The sequence below is a fragment of the Fibrobacter sp. UWB5 genome, from assembly GCF_002210295.1.
Classification (GTDB): Bacteria; Fibrobacterota; Fibrobacteria; order Fibrobacterales; family Fibrobacteraceae; genus Fibrobacter.
The window spans coordinates 334,509-354,960 of sequence record NZ_MWQH01000001.1 but is presented as its reverse complement, the minus strand read 5'-3'; the positions used below and the strand labels follow the sequence as shown (position 1 = coordinate 354,960).

Below are 20,452 nucleotides of genomic sequence, written 5' to 3'. Positions count from 1 at the left end.
TAGATCGCTACGCTGTAGAACTTAGAAAAAGCGCCCCCGAAAGGGCGCTTTTTAAATATCCACTTAATAGACTAAGCTCTAAGTTCTGCCAACTAAGTTCTATTTACCGGCAGCGCGCTTCTGCATTTCACGGCGCTGGGCTTCGGCGAGCATACGAGCCATTTCAAGACGGCTGTCTTCCTTTTCCTTGCGCTTGGTTTCTTCCTTGCAGTTCACGCACTTGGTGGCCGTGGGCACGGCAATCAAGCGGGCCTTGGGAATGAGTTCACCGCAAACCTTGCAAATACCGAAGGTACCCTTCTTGATGCGCTTGAGCGCTTCTTCTAGGTAAACCAGATACTTGCCTTCGCGAGCAGCCAAGGAGAAGTTCGTTTCGAGAGCATTATAGTCGGTTGCCAGGTCGGCACTGTTCGATTCGCCACCTTCGCCCGCCTGTGCCTGATTCTTGAACGTTTCGGTCTTGTCAAAGTCTGTCTGGGCCGTAACAATCTGCCTACGTTTTTCAATCAACATATCCTCAAAGAACTTGAGGTCAGCATCGCTCATTTTTACAGGTTTCTTTTCAGCCATGGTTTTCTCCTTGGTTGCGATTATACTCGTTTGTACCGATAAAGTGATAAATAACTTTTTTTTCGCGAAAAGGGTAAACTTTTTTTAGAAAATATCAACATTAATATCCAAACCGCTCTTTTTGATGTCATTCAGCAGGGCATCGACGTCCTGAAGCAGCTTATCCAGCCCCTTGTTAAACGGGGAATCCTGACTGACGATCAAGCCGGCGGTGTTGTCGTCTTGCATCAGTTTGCCCAAAACGGTAGCGGACTGTTCCTTGAGAGCCTTGACCGTTTCCAGCAGTTTGCGGGTGCGATCGACCAAGCTCCCCAGATCGTGAACCTTGGCGGCACCGGTTTGAGCGATAGCCTCCAGGGCCACTTGGGCATTGCCCAGGCTGTGGTCGCATTCATCCAGGAGCGAATCAACCTGGGCCTTCCAGCTGTTCACGTTCACCTTGGTCTTGCGGACAACGGTCTTGGCCTTTCTAGAAACACGATTCAGCTGTTCACCGGCCTGACCGTTCGAAAGCGAATCCATGACCGAGCGGGCAGAATCCCTCAATTCGCCCAGATCGGCCAAAATTGCTCCGACCTTCTTGCCAAAGCCGGCCATGCCTTGGTCAAAATGACCAACCAGCGTGTCGCCCTGGTGAACAAGTTCCTTGGAATCGCCCGTAAGCACGCACATTTCGCGTTCGCCCATCAAGCCTGCGGTAATCAGGCGGAACTCGGAGTTTTTGGGAATGATCGTTTCCGCAAGGACTTCAAGCGTCACATAGACAGCGTCGTCGGTCAGTTCCACCTTGGTAATCTGACCGCACGGAATACCGCGCACCTTGACCAGGTTCCCCGGAGAAAGCGTACCGATAGCATCGTAAGACACCACGAAAGTATAACGTTCATGGAACGGACTAGACGGATGTAAAAAGAACCATGCCGCACAACATGACGTCACGATAATGGCGAACACGATAAACGGCAACAGGTTCTCTTTGATCAGCCTGGAAAACTTATTCATAGTAAGACCAATTTTGATTGTCGAAATCTAACAAATCATCGACATACTCGCCCTTGGCCTTGGCCTTAATCTTTTGCATTAGGGACTCATTGAAGTCCTGAGCCACGTTTTGACCGTTATATTTCATCAAAGTATTCATGGCAATGACCTCAGAAATCACGGTCAGGTTCTTGCCAGGAGCCACAGGAATCACAACTTTGGGGATTTTGACCCCCATGACCTCTTCTTCCTGCTCATTGAGCCCGGTACGGTCGTAGCCGCCGTCGCGCTGCCATTGTTGCAGTTCTACGATGGTTTCGATCTTTTTCACCTTGCGAATGGCGTGAATACCGAACATGGAGCGGATATCGAGAATGCCTACGCCGCGGATTTCCATGTGGTGCTTGATCAAGGGGTCCGGACGTCCGATAATGGCACGGCCCACGTTACTGATGTGGACTACGTCGTCGGCCACCATGCGGTGTCCGCTTTCCACGAGGTCAAGTACGCATTCCGACTTACCCACGTTGCTGTCGCCCACATAGAGCATGCCGACGCCGTAGACGTCGACCAGGCTACCGTGAATAATGGCATGCGGAGCAAAGAATTCTTCCAAGATACGCTGAGCGATCTTGTTGAATTCGTAAGTGTGAAGCGTGGTCGAGAACAGCGGGATGTTCAAGCGGTCACACATGGCCTTGAGTTCGGGGTGCGGCATTTGCGAATGCGTCACCACCCACATCGGGGCCTTGAATACAGATAAATTCTCAAAGACTTTCGCACGGCCTTCGGGGCCAATCGATTCCAAGTAGTTCCATTCCGTGTGCCCGACTACCTGAATCTGCTGCGAACTGTAAACCTTGGTGTAACCTGCCATGGCAAGGCCCGGGCGGTGAATACCGCTTTCGGCAATCGGGGCGTCCATAGCAGATTCCGGAGAATGGCAGGCCATCTGCAGGTCCCTGCCGTAATGCAAAAAAAAGTCCCGCACCAGGAGACGTTCCCGGTGCAGGATCTTTATGTCTTTTAATCTAGACTCAGCCACGATTGCAACCGGTTATACAACTTCGGAAACGGGCTGGGCACGGTGATCGTTCTGCTTGTCGTTTGCCTTCTTGAGCTGCACCTTAATGCGTTCGAGAGTCACATCAACGGCCTTGCCCATGTTTTCTTCGTCGGCGGAGGCAACAACCTGGGAGCCGGTAATGTTCACAGTAATTTCGCAATGGCGCTGATGTTCAACTTCGTGGTCAAGGATAACGGAGGCACTGGTGATATTCGGATAGAATCGAGCTAATTTGTCCATTTCTTCTTGAATACGATCCTGGAGTCCGGCAGAAGCATTAAAGTGACGAGCAGAGAACTGAATATCCATAATATTAACCTCCTTAAAAAGGGTTCTTATTTTATTTGTGGGAATTTCCCCCACGTCTAGAGTATATACATCTTTTTTTGTTCAAAAACAAAGGGTTTTTCAAAAATTTTCAAAAAAATTTATTCCAAATTGGAATAATTGCTAAAAAAGCCGCCTTTTTGGGCGAAAAACGGCCTAAATGAGTTTTTTTCGCTTGCTGGCGGGCAACAAATGCAGCTCTTCTTCGCGGTATTTTGCCACCGTACGGCGGGCTACCTTGATCCCCTGTTCCATCAGTTTGTCTGCAATCGCCTGGTCCGAAAGAGGCTTTTTCTTGTCTTCTTCGTCCACGAGTTTCTTGATGGCGTCCAGGATGGTTGCCGAGCTGAGTTCTTCGCCATCGGGCGAGGAATCCTGCTTGACGCCCGAAGTAAAGAACTGCTTGAGTTCGAAAATGCCGTAGGGCGTGTCGACATACTTGCCGTTGACCGAGCGGTTCACGGTACTTACGTCACGTTTGATATCGTCGGCAATGTCTTGCTGCACCATGGGCTTCAAGAATGCCGGGCCCTTCTTAAAGAAATCCTTTTGGCGCTTGAAAATGGCCCGCATCACCAGTTCCATGGTCGTGTAGCGGTTGTCGAGCGCCTTGATAAATTCGACCGCCTTAAAGAGGTGCGTGCGCACGTATTCCTTGTCGGACTTGGAGGCTCCCTTGTCGTCAAGAATAGCCTTGTAGGTCTGGTTCACGCGCAGGCGCTTTTGCATCGAAGAGCGTACGGATTCGACTTCCATGTGACCATGCTTGTCGACCACCTTGAGGTCGGCGGCAATGGTCTGCACGCGGGAATTGGAAAGCTGGAAACCCGGATGCGGGTTAAGCTTTGCAAAGCTTGCGACCGCACGCTGCACGTCTTCGGTCGAAACGCCCAAGGCCTTTCCAATTTTAGCATAACGTAGCGCCAGCAAGTCATCGTAGCATTCTTCGAGAATCTTGATGCCAAGCGGCGGAAAACTCGGGAGGGCGTAAGCCTGAATCAAAAAGCATTCGCGCTGGTTGCGGGCGCCAATGCCGCGCGGATTAAAGCCCTGCAATACATGCACCGCTTCGCGCACCGGCAAGGAACATTCTTCCAGCGGGACTTCGTTACGGAGCATGGATTCAATTTCGTTAATCAGGGGATCTTCGGACGCACGAAGCGGGGCCACCTCGGCAGAAACTTCTTGCAGGAATCCGTTTTCGTCGAGAGAGTCGATCAGGTATTCCACCAGCGAACGGAATTTCTTTTCGGAGCAATTGCTTTGCGCAAGCTGCTCCAACTGTTCGCGAGTGCCCGACCAAAGCGAAAGCTGGTCGCGCAACTGGTCTTGCAGGCTTTTGCCATGATCCTTAATGGGGCGGTCCCATTCGTCATCGGAATCGTTACCCACGTTCAAATCCTTGAAAGGCGCGTCTTCGTTCATGGAGCCGTCTTTCAAGTACTGTTCGTAATCGATATCGTTGCTACCGTCCAAAAGCGAGCTATCGCCTATGGCGCTGTCTTCGAGGCTAGAATAGTCGCCAGAATCGTAGTCGTCAAAATTATCTTTAGCTTCGCGCAGCTCGGCACCAGAATCCGGAAGTTCGTCTTCGTGGACTTCGCGTTCTTCCATCGGGGCGGCATCGTCCAATTCCAGAAGCGGATTGGTTTCAAGTTCTTCTTTGATGGCGGTATCGAGTTCCAGGGAATTCTTCTGCAGAATGGTTACAAACTGCCTAAGCTGGGGCGAAAGATTTTGCTCCAGCCGCTGATTTGTACCAAGTTGAATCCCTATATCCACAAAGCCCCCTAACCTAAGCTAAAGCTATCGCCCAAGTAAATGCGACGGGCTTCGGGGTCATTCGCCAAATATTCCGAAGAACCTTCGGTCAGCACCTGGCTCTTGTACATAATGTAGGCGCGGTCGGTAATCGAAAGCGTTTCACGCACGTTGTGGTCGGTAATGAGCACGCCCATGCCGCGTTCCTTGAGGCCCGAAATAATGGACTGGATGTCGGCCACGGCAATCGGGTCGATACCTGCAAACGGTTCGTCGAGCAACAGGAACGACGGATCGCTTGCCAAGGCGCGTGCAATTTCCAAGCGGCGGCGTTCACCGCCTGAGCAGCTCATGGACTTGGTTTTGCGAATGTGCGTAATCTTAAATTCTTCGAGCAATTCTTCGAGACGGCGCTTGCGTTCGGAACGCTTCATGTTCTGCGTTTCGAGAATGGCCATAATGTTGTCTTCGACGCTGAGCTTGCGGAAAATCGAAGCTTCTTGCGGCAGGTAACCGATGCCAAGGCGGGCGCGCTTGTACATGGGCTTGTCCGTCATTTCGATATCGTCCAAGAAGATATGCCCGGACTCCGGACGTACCATGCCCACGATCATGTAGAACGAAGTCGTCTTGCCGGCACCGTTAGGGCCGAGGAGTCCGACGATTTCGCCCTGCGACACGCGAATGGACACGTCGCTCACCACTTGGCGACCGCCATAGACCTTTCTCAGGTGCTCCGTGCGTATGGTACTAACAAGATTTTTCATACACTCTCAATTTACAAATCTTTCGCAGGCGCGATTGCCTTTTCACGGGCTTTTCGCATTATATCCAATTTGCTTTTAACGTTTCCGGCCTTTTTATTATCGTCGGATTCTTTCTTTTTGTCAATATCTTTATTCGCGGCCTTGGCTGCCTCGGCTTCTTTCTTGAGGCGTTCCGTTTTTTCCATGTCGATATAGCGACCGCTTGCCATGGTTGCGCTACCCAAGAGTTTAAGCGACTTGACCGCATTCTTTTGAGCATCGAACAGGATGTGAATGGTATCGCCGGCGGCTTCGTTCTTGCCCGAAACGGAGCGGTCCTTTTTCACATAGAAATACGTACTCTGCGCCTTGCCCGAAACCACGGCCTTGTCCATCTTGCCTTGATTGAAATACAGATCCAGGCGGTCGCCGTCCATTAAGTTGCGGTAATCCTTGAGGTCGGTTTCGTAGAAGAATCCGCGGGCATTCAGGTTCACGTAAAGGCGTTCAATTTTGTCGTTATTGAATTGCGCATAAAGGGTGTCGCCAAAAGCTTCGGTCACGCTGCCAGGGGCATTGCGCTTGGGATCTTCTTGCTGCACACCATGGGCGTTGCGGATCACGAGTGCCGACTTGAGCGACTTGCCGGCGGAATCCAGCACCAGGAAAATGGAATCACCCGTAAGGTGGTAATTCTTCATGTCGCAAGTCGGATGGCCCTTCATGGAAAGCCAGTTGTTCTTGCGGTCGAAATAGCCCGTATCGCAAGTGACGACCATGTCGTTCTGCGTGACCTTCACCGAATCGAAAGCCTGCGCGAAAGAATCCTTCTTGTTGTAAATAATGCGCTTGGCCGAAATCGTCACCGTATCGATTTTGCCACTTTTCATTTTTTCGTACTGGTAAAGCTTGGGCTTTTGCGGCATGGTAAGGATTTCGTTTTCGCGGTCGTATTCCAGGTAATCGCCCGTGAACAGGTAAGAATTCGCCGAGTCGCCGGCGTACACATCGTTTGAGGCGGTCGCAATTCCGGATTTCTTTCGATAGAAGCCGTTTACGGCCTTAATGTAGCCCGAGGGGTGCGTGAACAGGAACCCGCCGCTGCATTGCACACTTTCGTCGTTCTTGTTCCAGAAGGCGCGCTGGGTACGAAACTGGATGCTGTCATGAATGAAATGCACTCGCCCTTGCAGCAAGAGCGTTCCGCGCTTGCGGGCGACAGCAAGGCTGTCGGCATGTTTCATGATCAAGGGCGAGGTCTGCGCGGCAGCACTTGTCGCTAGCAGGGCGGCAAGCAACAAAGGTAAAAGACGCAAAATCATTCGGCGTCCCTCGGCTTTGCTTTGGCGCGGTCTCCCCGTTCCTTGATCTTTTTCAGCAGTTGCATTTCCACTTTTGTCGCTGCCGGCTTCGGCTCGTCGGCCGAAGCCTCCGCCGCCACCGCGGCCTTCGCGGCGGCATTAGCAAAATCCTTCGACTTCTTCAAGGAATCTGGTTTTACGGGAGCCTGAGAGGCCGAGCTTGCAGGCTGCGGAGCAGGCTTCACTTGCGGAGCAACAGGGGCGGGCGCCGGATTTGCCGCCTGGGCGCTGTCGCGGGTTTCGATTTCCTTGGCCTGGGACTTGTCTTCTTCTTTGAGGCGGCGGGCGGCATCCTGGAAAATACCGGTCACATTCGAAAGAATGCGCCAATTGTCCATGTGGGCGTCGCTCACAAAGCCACGGCCTTGCAACACGTCGCCTTCTTCGCTCACCACGCGCACGTAGCTTTCGGTTGTCACCAGATTGTCACCCTTGTTCCAAATCAAGGAGTCCGAACGCACCGAGGCTCCCTTGGGCGTAAGCGCATACACATGTCCGTAGGCATAAACGTAGGTAAACTTCAAATCCATGCGGCCCGAATCGGCGCGCAAGAATGCGGTGCGTTCTCCGAGAGAATCGTAAATATCCACCAGCACCGGGCGTACAAAGACAACTTCCTTATCGCCCCAACGTTCCAAATAGGCAGTTTTGAGTTTCCAGGCGAGCACACCCTTGTCGTAGCTATCCATGAGGGTGGTGTCGGTAAAAAGCATTTCAGGGCGCTCTACCTGCAGCCAGGGCTTTTCTTCTTCAATTTCTTCGCAAGCGGTCACAATGAGACCGATTAGCAATAAAGGTATCAACGCCCACTTTTGAAGAATCATAGGCCAAATATACATAATTTGATTTTCTATTTTAATCACATGAAACCTACTATTCTCGGCTTTTTGAAGAAAGTGGCGGCCAGCGTTGCCCCCTTCCAGAAACTGGTTCTTATTTCGCTTGCGGCCTGGGTCACGCATATTCTGCTCCGCGTACTGCTCCTGTTCCGCAGCAACCCTTACGGATTCCCGTTTGTCTCTAAGCCGGACTGGTTCATTTTCCACGCCGTGTGCATCGATTTCATGTGGATTGTGAACGCCCTCGTGGTGTTCCTGATTCTGGGTGGCATCGTTTACCGGATTACCGCCGGCAAGGCAACAGCCAAAGCGATCGTCGTGAAAATCGCCACAGTACTCTATGCCGTTTTCCATACCGCAATTTTGCTCCTGACCCTTTTGGATAACGAAACCCAGCGATTCCTGGGCGGCCACCTGACTTTCGGACTTGTGGATACTTACAAGGACACGTCTTCGATTATCGTGTTCTACGATTATGTTGCGAACGATTTGTCTATACCGTACTTGCAGTTCGTGGTGCTTGCGCTCATGCTCCCGCTGACCTACATCGTTTACAGATTGCTTTGCAAGTGGTACCGCCCGGATGACGGTTTCTACGTGAAAAAATCCGCAATTGCGATACTTGTCTTCTACATTGCCTCTTACCTGTTCGTTTACTTTATCTGGACTGGTAACGCCCGCATGACAAAGCTCCGCCCGGTTGTTTCGCTGATTTACAACGACCTGTTTGTCGCCAAGAAAACGGTTGGCCTCACGGACGCTGACCTTGGCAATTACCGCACCGCTTACCAGAACTTGTGGCAAAAAATCGAAGGTGATTCCGACTGGCAATTCTCTGACGCCAAGGAAGGCAACGGGCTCCCGCTTTACCGCGTGCCGAGCGCAAGCCTCTTGAACAGCGAAAAGCTGAAGGCCCAGCGCGAAATGCAACCGAACTTTATTCTGGTGCTCATGGAATCGCAGCGCGGCCGCAATACGGGCTACATGAATCCGCAACTCCAGCCCTCGCCCACTCCGTTCATGGATTCGCTCGCTGCCCATTCCCACGTGTGGATGCGCATGCACACCAGCGGCGTTCCGACTACGGGCGGTGTCCTTTCGACGCACATCGGCATTCCGCACCACTCTCGCTTGGCTCAGGCAACAGACCTTGCCCACGTAACGCTCCCGAGCTTTGTGCAAGTGCTGACCGAAAACGGCTACAGCACGCATTACATGTCGGCCGCCGACCCCGCCTGGGATAATCTGGGCGTATGGATGTCCAAGTGGTACACCGCCGAACATTACAACCGCGAACGCGAAGACGATTCCACCTTCATCGACAACGCGATTGAATACGTGCGCGACACTCTTTCTAAAGAAGGCAAGCCCTTCCTCGCCACCCTCATGACGCGTTCGAACCATTACCCGTTCAACTTTGCCGCCGGCATGACCGACGAGCAAAAGAACCGCCCGCTCCAGGAACGCATCAACGTGACCATGAATTACGCCGACAGGCAAATCGCCCGATTCTTCCATTCGATCGAAAACGAGGAATGGTACAAGAACACCTACGTGATTATCATGGCCGACCACGGTTTCCCTCTGGGTGAAAACGGCGTTTCGACGATGAACGGCGGCGGATTTTCGAACGTGAGTTGGATCCCGTTCTTTATTCACGGAAAAGGACTTGACGCCGTACGCGACACCACAACCGCAGCGCAGATTGACATTGCGCCCACCGTGCTTGAGCTCGCCGGCTTTGCCGTTCCGAACATCTTTATGGGACACAACTTGCTGCGCGGAAACGTAACGAAGGCTGACTCTGTCGCCAACGACTCCGCGGCGGTTGATTCTACAATTGCTCCGCAGGCACCGCAAGCGCTCGCGGGCCTTTCGCTCGGAGCATACTCGGGCTACGCCGCCATCGGGCTGGACGGCTACCGCTTTATCGCCAAATACCCTGCCCAGGACGAAACGCATATCTTTGCCGACGGCGACCTGCGTCAAGAAAACGAGCTCACCGGCAAGTTGCAAAACGAAGAAGGTCGCCTCTCAGCGACCCTCGATACATTGCTCAAGATTTCGGATTACTCGCTCGAACGCGGGCTTTAAATGCCGATGCTGAACCAAGTTCAGCATGACAAGCGGCATGACAAGCCGAAGCTAGAAGCGAGCAGAACGACGCCGCAGGACCGAAGCTGTACAATTTAACTACAGTCAAAGTCAGAAGCGAGTATAGCAAGGCCGCAGACCCCGAAGCCGTATAAATAATACGGCGAGAGGGTCGAGAACGCAGCTAGACGATGCTTATGGCTTTGACTACTTTTTCTTGAGCCAAGAACCGCACAAATACATACAGAATACAATGCTCGTAATGAGGAACATCGCGATGCTGATGCAAGCGAGGTCGCCAATGCCCTTCAGGCCGCGGTGCGTCGTGAACAAGAATCCTACGAAGCCCGCGATGGTCGTTGTGGAACTTGCCATCACGTTACGGCCCGTAGTATCCATCAGCTGACGGAGCGTCATACCTTGATTCTTGTCAGACGTCCACGAGGTAATCATGTGGATGGTGGCATCGATTCCGATACCGAGCGCCATCGGAATCACAATCACGTTGTAGATACTGATTTTACCGAATTCGAACATGTCGGTAAGGAATCCGAGAAGGCCTAGCGTGAGCAATGCACCCATACCAAAGGCGACGCAACCGGCCAAGAAATATTTCGGCTTGCGGAACGAAACCACCAACGTACCGAAAATCACAAGGATAATCACGAGAGCGAGTCTGAAGCTGTCTTTCTTCACCGAATCAATCACGTCAGAGAGAATGAACTGCGAAGAGAACGTACGGAGATCTTCGCCGTCGAAATTCCAGTGGCCATAGCGTTCCTGGAAACGGTGCAACGCATGAGCATCCCAGCTCGGGAAGTCGCCGTAGATAAAGCCAATCTTACCGTAGCTTCCGTCTTTTTCGCGTAGCAAGTCCAAAGTCCAGCTCGGGACATCTTCGGGAGTAAAGGGTTCTTCGACGGCAGAAAGTTTGCGCAAGTTCGCAATGTTCACGGAATCATCGCCTTCGGCGCGGTCAAACACACGGGCTTCGGCAAGGTCGCGAATTTCTTCGATGATTTCGAGGCGGGCCTTCTGCGAATCCATCGGCGGTACAAAGCTCTTGAGCGTGAGGAAGCTTCCGAGAGTCGTGTCATGTTCCACATGCAGGCGCACCATCAAGGTGTCATAAAGCTTGTCGAGCTGTTCGGGCTTGGAGCCCATCACGGCAGCCGGCGTCGAGGTCACGGCCTTGCCCGTTGCGCGAGTCACCTTGGTCGAAATCTTGTTCTTCGAGGTGGTCACGTTCGTCGAGACGCGGCGCAAGTTACGCAGGTTGTGTTCAAAGTCCACATCTTGAGCGAACCAAATGGAGACCGCACCGAGAGCAAAGCCCGCAAAAGCCAAGTACTTGAAGAACTTGAGAATCTTCGCTTCGTCCCAGGACTTGGGCAACAGGGAATTGTCCGGAGCCTTCGGGATACCGCCCATGCACTTCACAAGCACCGGCAAGAACAACAGCGACGTGAGCATACTGAACAGCACACCCATCGAAGCCACCACGCCGAATTCATAGAAGCCGCGGAAATGAGCCGCAAGGAGCGTCAAGAACGCCGCAATCGTAGTAAAGCTTGCCAGGATGAACGGTTTGAGCATCTTGCGCTGAGCCGCTTCCAAGACCTCTTCGAGAGTCGCATACTTATGCATCAGCTTTTGCGATGTTCCCAAGATGTGAATGGAGTAGTCAATACCGATACCGAGAATAATGGAGGCTACGAACACCGTAAACGGGTTCAGCTTGCCGTAGAATAAAGCCGTAAATGCAAGCGTCGGGAGGCACGCGTAAAGCACCGAAGCGGTCACCAGAATCGGGCCCTTCACGCTCCTGAAGAAGAAAATCGTGAGGAATATGATGAGCACCAAGCTGATGCCGAACGAGAAGATGGAATCGTTCGCGACTTCGTCCACTTCCTTAAGGCCTTCGTAAGTGCCTTCCACTGTAAAGCGTGTGGGCACCGGGTAAGTCTTGCCGCTGAAATAAGCGAGCAGGGAATCGGTACGAGCCAGAATATGCGTCACAAATTCATAGTCGGTAGAGGGCTTGATGAGTTTCGCGTTCACCACGCCGTTATAGAGAATCTTGCCAGTGCTGTCGGGGCGCGGCGAACCGACCAGGCGGTTCTTGAGTTCAGAAGGAATCGTCGACTTGGAATCCCATTCCACTTCTTCGTTCGAGGCGGCCTTCGCATCGATTGTGTCGCCCTTGGATTTCTTGAAGAATGCGTCAAAGGCACTCACCGCTTCGTCAGGGAGACCCAATTCCTGCGGCAAGTTTTCATCAAACCACACGCGTTTCTTTTTCGCGGGCGCGGCACCTGCAGAAGCATTCGTAGAATCAGCGACTGCCGCAGAATCACCGCTCAGCAAATCTACAACAAGTGGGCCGTTCTTACGGCCAATTTCAAGCTGCAAATCTTCCAGGTTATCGCGAATGTTTTCCAAATGCTTCACCGGCAGGTAAAGCAATGCATTATCCTTGAAGAACTGGTTGTCGTTATCGACCTGAGTCGAAACGAAATCGCCTTCCCAATTCTTGTGGATGTATTCGGCAATAGAATCTTGCAGGGCCACCACCAAGTTCAAGTCTTCGCTCTGGATTGCGATCATGAACTTGTCGGTAGAACCAAAACGCAAATACGATTCTTCGAGCGCCTTTACGCTGGGAGTATCCTGAGGCAACAAGTGCGAAAGATCCGCATCCAGTTTAAGGCCTGGCTTAAACAAGATAGGAATGGCAAAAAGCACCGCAAGAATCAGGTAAAAGGCAAGAGCCTTGTACTGGTGCTTGCAAATGAGGGGAATGTACCAATTAGAAAATCTTTCGGGAATCGTCTTTTTTGTAGCCATATCAGGATTTCAATAAAAAGGTGTATTAGAATTCTATTGCTTTTTTAGATTCGTAACCATTCAAGACATCATCAATCGTCTGCTTGGGCTTGAAAGACTTTTGGATGATAATCGGCAAGCGCCTAAAGAAGCGCCCGATTCTGTGGGACAGCGGTCGCCAGCTTCCGCTGGTAACATGAATGGCCACGGGTTTGTAATCGACATCGTCGCAACTGGGCAAGAATATCTTGCTCGGGTAAATGGCCATATCGTCTTTCAAGTTCTGCATCTGGTTCTTATAGACAAAGCCAAAGTCCATTGCCATGTGCGCATAAACAAACGGAGCGATATTTTCGATATTCAGTTTACCGTTCGGCAAAACGAATTTCTGATTTTCGTAGTACGACATGCACTTCTTTAAGAACGGGTGATTAGCCTCGCCACCGAAAATGGCCGCCTGGAAAGCAAGGCCCGGCAAAGGAATTTCGTCCTTGTTCTTTTTGGTGCCGTCTTCGTTCAACTTTTTCCAAGATTTATTTCTCTTGAAATGAGTCGTAAATTCGATATTCGTAAAGTAGCGGTGGTCGAGGAACCTGTCAAAACTCTGGTACAGGTAAACATCGCTGTCCAAGTAGATACCGCCCTCTGTTGAAATCGCATAAAGGCGAATGTAGTCGCTTGCGAAAGCCCACTTACGGAGTTCAACCGCTTCGCGGACGAACGGAACGTTCTTGATAATCTGTTCGCACTTGGCCATGTCCCAATGGATAATTTCGTAATCCGGGCAATGACGTTTCCAGCTTTCAATACACAGCTGAGGAAGCTTCGGCAGCGGATCGTTAGAAAGCCAAATGTAATGAATTTTCTTGGGAATCATAGTCTTTTACTTTTTGTTTGAAATAGCGCTTGCAGAAAAATACTTCTTTACGAGTTTCCAGTAAAGGCCAAGCAGGCCCACAATCACCAAATATGCGACAATCTTTTGCCATAACACCATGGGCAACTTCCCTGTATTCACGGCAATATAGAATGCAACCAGGGCCACAATCCAAAGCACCTGCGAAATAAGCTTGGACGAATAAAGCCTAAAGCCCATTTTGTAAAGGTAACCGTTATTGACGATTGCAGAGAACAGCGTAGAGCTCAGCATGGCAAGCGCCGCCCCCACAAGGCCGAATCTCGGAATCAACAGATAGCCCATCCCAAGCGTCAAGCCAAGGGAAATCGTATCCATAATCAACGTGTAAAGGCTTTTGCCCATACCCTTCAAAACAAGTACGGAAAGTCCACCAAATCCGGTACCCAAGTGCACCAAGAGCAAAATGCCCAAAGCTTCGGGCTGCACGATAAAGTCCTTACCCGCAATGCTCAGGATTTCGCTCGGGAACAAGACGATAAAGAATCCGATCAACAGCTGAATGAGTGTCACCATGAACACGCAATAGCTATAGACGAATTTCAAGTCCGTATTCAGGCGCTGCTTTTCCATGCCGGCAACCACCGGAGTCAAAATAGGCGTAAAGCCCACATGAATCGTCTGGAGAGCATTTGAAATCGTCACCATGATACCGAAGGCGCCCGCCTTTTCGGGACCAAGGAACAGCATGACCATCCAGAGGGCAGAACGAATCAAGAAAGACGCAACGAATTCACCAAAGCCCAGCGGGAGCGAATACTTCAAAAGAACCATGGGCACGCGCAAGGCCGGGTGAAGCGGCATGTCGGGGAACTGACGGCGCACCAGCACAAAATGCACAATGAATCCGGCCATCTGGCCTACAAACAAGCCCAACGGAAGCGCATGGGGAATATCCAGGAAGTGTAGCGCAATCGACACACCCGGGGCAAGCGTTACCGTAAGGAAAGAATTCACGAACACCGCATTTTGCGGGCGGCGATTGCCTTCGGAAGCTGTGCTAAAGACGAATGTGCCCACATAGAACAATAGCGAAATACCATACCAAGGCAGTTCCTTGGAAATGTAGGGCGTAAAGGAGCCCACAAAAATCACGAGTGAGCAGAAAAGCGCAATCAGTGCCGACACCCAAAAGGAATTCATGATGCCGTCATAAGCCGGACGGTTATTCAGCTTGTTTTGCGGGAGATACCAATACAGGCCCTTATCGAGCCCAAGCGTTGCCGAGTGGGCAATAGTCAAAAGGAGCGTTTGCGCAGAAACAAAAATGCCAAATTCAGCGGCGCCAAAAACACGCGCCATCAAAAAAGTCAAAAGCGGGCCGCAAACCTTAAGGATTGCCCCCACCACATTGATAACCACAGCCTTCTTTAAAAACTTGCTGTCTGCTTCCAGATTACTCATAATTACTCGCAATATAGAAAATTGGGACCTAGGACACTAAGGCATCATAATGTCATTTCGCAGCACAGAGCGCACCGCCTTCGCAGCGCCTACCGCCTTCTTTTTCCAGGCAAGGTCATTTGCATCGGTTGTAATCGCATAGGGGCTTTCGCCGCCGACACCGGCGCGGTAAACATCTTCGTTTTCGAGGCCACCCGTAAGCACGTGATCACGGAAGCCCATGTAGTATGCATTTTGCGAGAAGAACACCGAGGGCTGTTCTGCAGGGCGTTCCTGCGCGAGCAAGTCATAACCCCAGAAATGGTTCGGTTCACGTACCTGCGCAAGGTCGAAAATCGTCGGGCCCAAATCCAGCTGCGATGCCACATCTTCGCGAACGGCAAGCCCGTTAAACAAGGCGGAATCTGCCGAGAAAATTCCGATAAAGATCTGCGATGCCGAAAGGCCAAGCGGTTGCGGCACCATGTAATCAATCGAATCGACAGGAGTATCATGGTCTCCCAAGACAAAGACCACCGTATTCTTGAAATCGGGACGCTTGGAAAGCGAATCAAAGAATCGGCCGAGTTGCTTGTCGGTATAGCGAATCGCATTGCGGTAGCGCGCCATGGCATCGTCGGATTTTTCTGCAAAATCACTGGGATAGCCGTAAAACGGAATATGCGATGCGATGGTGTTAAAGGAAATCTGCCAAGGTTTATCGGTCGGCATTTTGGCAAGCACGTCAATCGCAAGGCTTGCGCCCAAGCTGTCTGCAGTGCCCTCGCTCGGTTCTTCGCCAATCAAGTGCCAATCTTTTTCGAAGAACTTTTCGATAAAGGGCAGCGTATGGTCAAAAATCGGGTTCGAAACCGTTGCATACGCACGCTGATAATTTGTCAAAAATTCAGGCCACCCCTTAAACTTGTTTGCCGCATAGAAACTCGGCACATCGCGATTCGGGTGCGAGGGGAAACCCATGTAGGTCGCCATTGTGCCACGCACCGTGGGGTAACCGCCGCTAAAGGCATGCTTAAACCAAAGGCCACCACCCAGCGAATTGCCGGCAGAATCTTTTTCGAAGTAGCCGCCGTTTGCAAGTTTCCAGATATTCGGCGCGACGGCTGTATCGCCTTCGAGCATCTTGTTAAAAATACGGCCCTTGAACGACTCGCCCATAATGAACACGATGTTGTAGGGCTTTTTCGCCTTGTATTCGTGCGTGGGAGCGTTCCGGTACATCGGAAGTTTCAGAGCATCGCTACGCCCCGCAGCAAAATCCTTCGGCAAGAAGGCATCCAAATCACTCACCAGTTCTTCGGTGATTTTGGTATTGTCGTGAATGAATTCAAAAGTTTCTACCGCCGCAATATGCAGAATCGGCGCAGTCAGCGTATGCTTGCCCAAGGTAAAGCGCATGTCCACTTTCGTGTGCGTCACGGGGATTTCAATCCAGCCGCGAGTGCCCGTAAGGAACAGCACGAGCGGCACAAGCGAGAGAGCCATGCCAATGGCGAACATCGCTCCCGGAATTTTACGGGAGGCGCTCTTCCAGGCGCCGCCCTGATTGCTAAGCACGAGCGTACGGCGCTGTTTACGGAGCCGGAGCGAGTAGACGGTTACAAATGCAATTGCGCCCGCAAGGCAGAGGACTACCATCGTTACCCAAAGCACCGTCCCGAGCATGTCGCCACCGAGAGTCGAAACCGTCGTGGCATCGGTGATGTTTGAAATATGAAAATACGTGCGCAAGAAAGAGAAAGAAAGGCGCTGGTGCGAAAAACGGAAAACATCGTAGTCCGCCACCGCGGCAAAAAAGTAGAGCCCGTAAAAAATCGCAAGACCGCGCGGAGCGCGAGCAAAGCCGAAGAGACCTGCCATCGCAAGCACCGCACCGAAGGCCATGAAAATCTGCCAAAGCGTTTTGCCTTCAAACATTTCGGACATCGAAAGTCCAAGCGGATCGGGCAGGCTGTAGAAAAACACCAACAGCAAGCTCTGTACCACAAGGGCCACAAGCGCCATCGCAAGGTAAGGATTCTTAATGATTCTTAAAAATGTCCGCATTCTTTTTCCAAAATATCAGTTAATTTTTTACGCAACGAACAGGCATTTTCTCAGTTTTATCATTCCACGTAACATAAACATTCTGTGCGTCAACCGGCACTGATTTTCCCGATGTTTTAGAATGTTCCGTCGAAGTCCAAAATCTGGTATAAGTGCCATTCATATTCGAAGAAAAACCTACAGGCAAGGCCGAGAATCCATACTCGTCGCTTCCGTTTGCATAAAATTCAAGCCAACTCCATCCTGTTCGCGATTTTAAGGCGGCAGACTTTTCTCCACCCGCGAATTCAATCAACGAAGACCATTCTGTCGAATCAGGGAGATGCCAGCCTTCAGGGCAGATATCAACGGCAATATCCCAGGTATAGAACCGTCCAGAGATTTCACAATATTCTTCTTTATAGTCAGAGCACCTGATTTTTCCAATGAGCTCCGGATTTTGCGTCGTATCCGCATAGTTCAGGTTTTCCGCCATCCAGGTCTTGCCATTGATCACAGTCGTTTTATATTCCTGTCCATCACGGGAGTCAATCATTTTCCCGTAATCATAATCAGGATTCATACGTTTTTCCTTGGGAATATCCCAACTCCAATAAAGCGTAGGCGCATCAGAGGCCGCATCTTTCAAGCATCTAACAGAATAACCCATTGTTTTCTGATCAATTTCAGACCCATGACTACTCGAAATGTTAAAGACATAGGCGTATTCAGGCAAGGATGTTTGAAAATAAGATTGCGCCAGCCAAAATCCCCCGTCCATTCCAACAAGCTGGTACGACGACCCATTTTTTCTACCCGAAGGAATAATAGAGAGCCCATACAAGTCGTCCCCATTTTCATAATTATTCCACCCTGCAGTCGATTTCAATTCTGCAGACATGACCGCATTTCCGGCACCAATATTATTATACAGATGCTGCACTTCAAAAACCTGCGGAATGTGCCAGCCGTCAGGGCAAATTCCTTGAACCTTATAATCTGCAGGAACCTTACACAACATATTGCTTCCGCACTTCAAAGGTCTGTCAGGATCATTCAACAAGGCTGCCGTATCAACCGCGACAACCCAGGAATATAAACGTCCCGCCACATCACAATGACTTGGATCATCATCATAGCACCAGGAATTGGATTTAAACCATTCTGAGCCGTCTGTATAATTCAAGTTTTGAGCCATCCAGGTTTGTGCAAAATCGCCCTTACCAATCGTTACCGTCTTGTATTCCTTGCCATCACGCGGGTCAGTCATTTTGTCGTACGATATTCCCGGATTCAAGTAGGAATCTCTAGAGACATCCCAGCTCCAACCTATTGTCGTCGCATTGCTAGAAGATTCTTCCGGAAGCGAAGTGGAATCGGTCACGCAACGAACAGAGACCTTTTCAATTTTACTGAACCAGGAAACTTTTGCCGCGTCGGACTCACTGATAAATTGAACATAGACAGCCTTGTCTTTTTCAACGGAATAAGGCGTAGATGTCCAGAAATAAGTCAGGCTTCCGACATCCCCATCGAACATATCCTTGCCGCCATTAAACGGACTTGCGATAGCAGAGCCTGCAGGCAACGCCGAGAAGCCATACGAATCGACTCCGTTTCCGTTGTTATTCCAACCGGCCTTGGCCTTGAGAATTTTCGCAGCCTTATCCTTGCCGCCTACATAATCGAAAAGTTTCAGCCATTCCTTTTCAGAGGGCAAGTGCCAACCATCGGGGCAAATTCCCTGAACCGTACCGGGCAATTCACACTGAACCATGTTGCCGCAGGTCAATGAATGATTCTTTGCAAGCGAAAGCGTGTCGATAGCGGCAGACCATGAATAAAGTCTGCCCGCCAACAAGCAGTTTTCATTTTTTTCTGCATAACAGACAGATGGCATTTCGTATGTTTTCGGATTGTAATTCAAATTCTCCGCCATCCAAATTTGACTACCGATAGAAACGATCTTGTACTTTTGATGGTCGCGGGGATCACTCATCGTTCCGTAAGAGACCTTCGAATTCATCAAGTCGTCCTTCGACAGGTTCCAGCTCCAACCGATAGATGTCGCCACGTCAGAGGAATCCGATTTCGAAGAAGAAGACACTTCTGTTGAATCGTCAGAACCGGTTCCTGCGCTAGACGAAGACTTCAGACTATCGGCTATGGCATCGAAGCTACTCAAGCCTTTCTTCTCCGAAGACACAGAACTGCTCGACACATCGTCTTGCCGCGCGCAATCGTCGCACTCGATAGGATCTGTAAATTCGTCTTCTACAACGCTTGACGAATCACCACCGCAAGCCGCAAAGACAATTGCCACAAATGATGCACCCCAAAAATTTTTCACCATAAGACTCCTCCTAAATAATTTAAACCTTCAAAATGAAATTCACCGCTTCTTCGAGGTCCGCAATCTGGCGGGTATGCACTTCAAGATAGCGCTTGGGCGCGCGGGCCGCATACTCGTCGTAAATTTTGGAATCGAGCAGCTGCACCAGGCGGTTCTTGATTTCGCTTACGGAATACGGGTCAAAGTACAGCACCGCATCACCGCAGACTTCGGGAATCGAAGTCGTACCGCTTGCCGCCACAGGCACGCCGTAACGCATGGACTGCACCGGCGGGTAGCCAAAGCCTTCGTTCAGGCTCGGGAATACAAAGGCGTAGGCGTTCTGGTGCAAGAATTCCAGTTCCCTGTTTTCGACATAGCCGAGCAGCACAAAGCGGTCTTTATGCTTGAGGTGGCACAAATAGGCCTTGGGGTTTGCCGCCCCGGTAATGACCATCTTGAAATCAAACGGTTTGCCCTGCGACTGATACATGCCGACCAGTTCATCGAAAGCCTTGGCCGCACGCAGGTTGTTCTTTTCCCAGCGGGCACCGCTCGTGAGCAAGAAATACTTTTTCGCAGCGACTCCCGGCGGCAAGAATCCCTCGGGTTCGTACGCCGTCATGGGACTATAAAACACCGGAATTTCCAAATCCAGAAGTTCCGGGAAGAACGACTTGATCGAGGCGCGGCTGTGTTCGCTCACTGTAATGGTACGGGCTTTGCCTTCGGCCATGCGGGCCGCGAGCGCTTGGTACTTGGGCTTGTAGTAATGCTTTTTCCAGCTTTCGCGGTAGCGTACCAAAGCTTCGAATTTTTGTCCGAGTTTCTTGGCGAAACCTACACCCGCCCAGCTGTACTGCATTTCAAGTGCACGCACACCGTGCCAGGTAAACACGAAATCCTTCACATCGATATCCCACTTTTTTTCGAGCGAATAGAGCGGGGTGTAAAAGGAGTCAATCTGATTTTCGTCGATAATCTGCTGCGGCGTTTTTTCGTTAATGTCGAACAGCGGGATGTTCTGCGTCTTGCAGGCATCGAGAATCATCGGGTCCAGGTACTTGCGGCTATCGTAGGCGCAGCTAAACTGCACACCGCGCTTGACCAGCGCCCAGAAAATCACTTCGCCGTAAGAGCCGCCGCCATGGAACTTGGCGCTATGAATCGGCTGTACTGCGACCAGATTAAAAAGCAGGTTCAT

Annotated in this window: 15 protein-coding genes; 1 reads left to right on the top strand and 14 read right to left on the bottom strand. The window is 51.0% G+C overall.

Annotation, left to right across the window (positions count from 1 at the left end; translation table 11 throughout):
- Positions 1-99 precede the first annotated feature (99 nt).
- The 8 genes from B7989_RS01560 to lptC form a co-directional block, all read right to left on the bottom strand.
- Complete coding sequence (locus tag B7989_RS01560) at positions 100-570, bottom strand: TraR/DksA C4-type zinc finger protein (protein WP_072798329.1); 471 nt, start codon at positions 568-570, stop codon at positions 100-102.
- An 84-nt stretch (positions 571-654) separates the two neighbouring features.
- The gene (locus B7989_RS01555) at positions 655-1,572 is read right to left on the bottom strand and encodes an MlaD family protein (protein ID WP_088626874.1); all 918 of its coding nucleotides are present in this window, start codon (positions 1,570-1,572) and stop codon (positions 655-657) included.
- Positions 1,565-2,527, bottom strand: a complete 963-nt coding sequence (hprK, locus tag B7989_RS01550) for an HPr(Ser) kinase/phosphatase (protein ID WP_233144205.1) — start codon at positions 2,525-2,527, stop codon at positions 1,565-1,567. The genes B7989_RS01555 and hprK overlap by 8 nt, the downstream gene beginning before the upstream one ends.
- An 81-nt stretch (positions 2,528-2,608) precedes the next feature.
- The gene (gene hpf / locus B7989_RS01545; RefSeq protein WP_072979834.1) at positions 2,609-2,926 is read right to left on the bottom strand and encodes a ribosome hibernation-promoting factor, HPF/YfiA family; all 318 of its coding nucleotides are present in this window, start codon (positions 2,924-2,926) and stop codon (positions 2,609-2,611) included.
- A gap of 174 nt (positions 2,927-3,100) precedes the next feature.
- On the bottom strand, positions 3,101-4,726 hold the full coding sequence (gene rpoN / locus B7989_RS01540) for an RNA polymerase factor sigma-54 (RefSeq protein WP_088626872.1): 1,626 nt from the start codon (positions 4,724-4,726) through the stop codon (positions 3,101-3,103).
- Between the two features lie 8 nt (positions 4,727-4,734).
- Positions 4,735-5,472 carry an LPS export ABC transporter ATP-binding protein gene (gene lptB, locus B7989_RS01535; RefSeq protein ID WP_088626871.1) on the bottom strand — a complete coding sequence of 246 codons (738 nt, stop codon included), beginning with the start codon at positions 5,470-5,472 and terminating at the stop codon, positions 4,735-4,737.
- A gap of 11 nt (positions 5,473-5,483) precedes the next feature.
- Entirely contained in the window at positions 5,484-6,773 is a 1,290-nt protein-coding gene (locus B7989_RS01530) for a hypothetical protein (protein ID WP_233144204.1), read from the bottom strand.
- Positions 6,770-7,636 (bottom strand): LPS export ABC transporter periplasmic protein LptC, encoded by an 867-nt coding sequence (gene lptC, locus B7989_RS01525; RefSeq protein ID WP_233144203.1) that lies wholly within the window; start codon positions 7,634-7,636, stop codon positions 6,770-6,772. The genes B7989_RS01530 and lptC overlap by 4 nt, the downstream gene beginning before the upstream one ends.
- A 39-nt stretch (positions 7,637-7,675) precedes the next feature.
- On the opposite strand from lptC, the gene B7989_RS01520 reads away from it, so the two are divergent.
- Positions 7,676-9,745, top strand: coding sequence for an LTA synthase family protein (locus B7989_RS01520; protein ID WP_144264934.1), 2,070 nt, complete (start codon positions 7,676-7,678; stop codon positions 9,743-9,745).
- A 207-nt stretch (positions 9,746-9,952) separates the two neighbouring features.
- On the opposite strand, the gene B7989_RS01515 is transcribed toward B7989_RS01520, so the two are convergent.
- Genes B7989_RS01515 through B7989_RS01490 form a run of 6 tightly spaced genes read right to left on the bottom strand, consistent with a single transcriptional unit; the run spans position 9,953 to position 20,452 of the window.
- Positions 9,953-12,592: an RND family transporter gene (locus tag B7989_RS01515; RefSeq protein WP_088626868.1), complete on the bottom strand. Its 2,640-nt coding sequence runs from the start codon at positions 12,590-12,592 to the stop codon at positions 9,953-9,955.
- A 25-nt stretch (positions 12,593-12,617) separates the two neighbouring features.
- A complete protein-coding gene (locus B7989_RS01510) occupies positions 12,618-13,448 on the bottom strand; it encodes a glycosyltransferase family 32 protein (RefSeq protein ID WP_088626867.1) in 831 nt (276 codons plus the stop codon).
- A 6-nt stretch (positions 13,449-13,454) separates the two neighbouring features.
- Positions 13,455-14,891 (bottom strand): polysaccharide biosynthesis C-terminal domain-containing protein, encoded by a 1,437-nt coding sequence (locus tag B7989_RS01505; protein WP_088626866.1) that lies wholly within the window; start codon positions 14,889-14,891, stop codon positions 13,455-13,457.
- A gap of 36 nt (positions 14,892-14,927) precedes the next feature.
- Positions 14,928-16,937 (bottom strand): LTA synthase family protein, encoded by a 2,010-nt coding sequence (locus B7989_RS01500; protein ID WP_233144202.1) that lies wholly within the window; start codon positions 16,935-16,937, stop codon positions 14,928-14,930.
- Between the two features lie 19 nt (positions 16,938-16,956).
- Positions 16,957-19,269 (bottom strand): FISUMP domain-containing protein, encoded by a 2,313-nt coding sequence (locus tag B7989_RS01495; RefSeq protein WP_088626865.1) that lies wholly within the window; start codon positions 19,267-19,269, stop codon positions 16,957-16,959.
- 19 nt (positions 19,270-19,288) lie between these two features.
- Positions 19,289-20,452, bottom strand: a complete 1,164-nt coding sequence (locus tag B7989_RS01490) for a glycosyltransferase (RefSeq protein WP_088626864.1) — start codon at positions 20,450-20,452, stop codon at positions 19,289-19,291.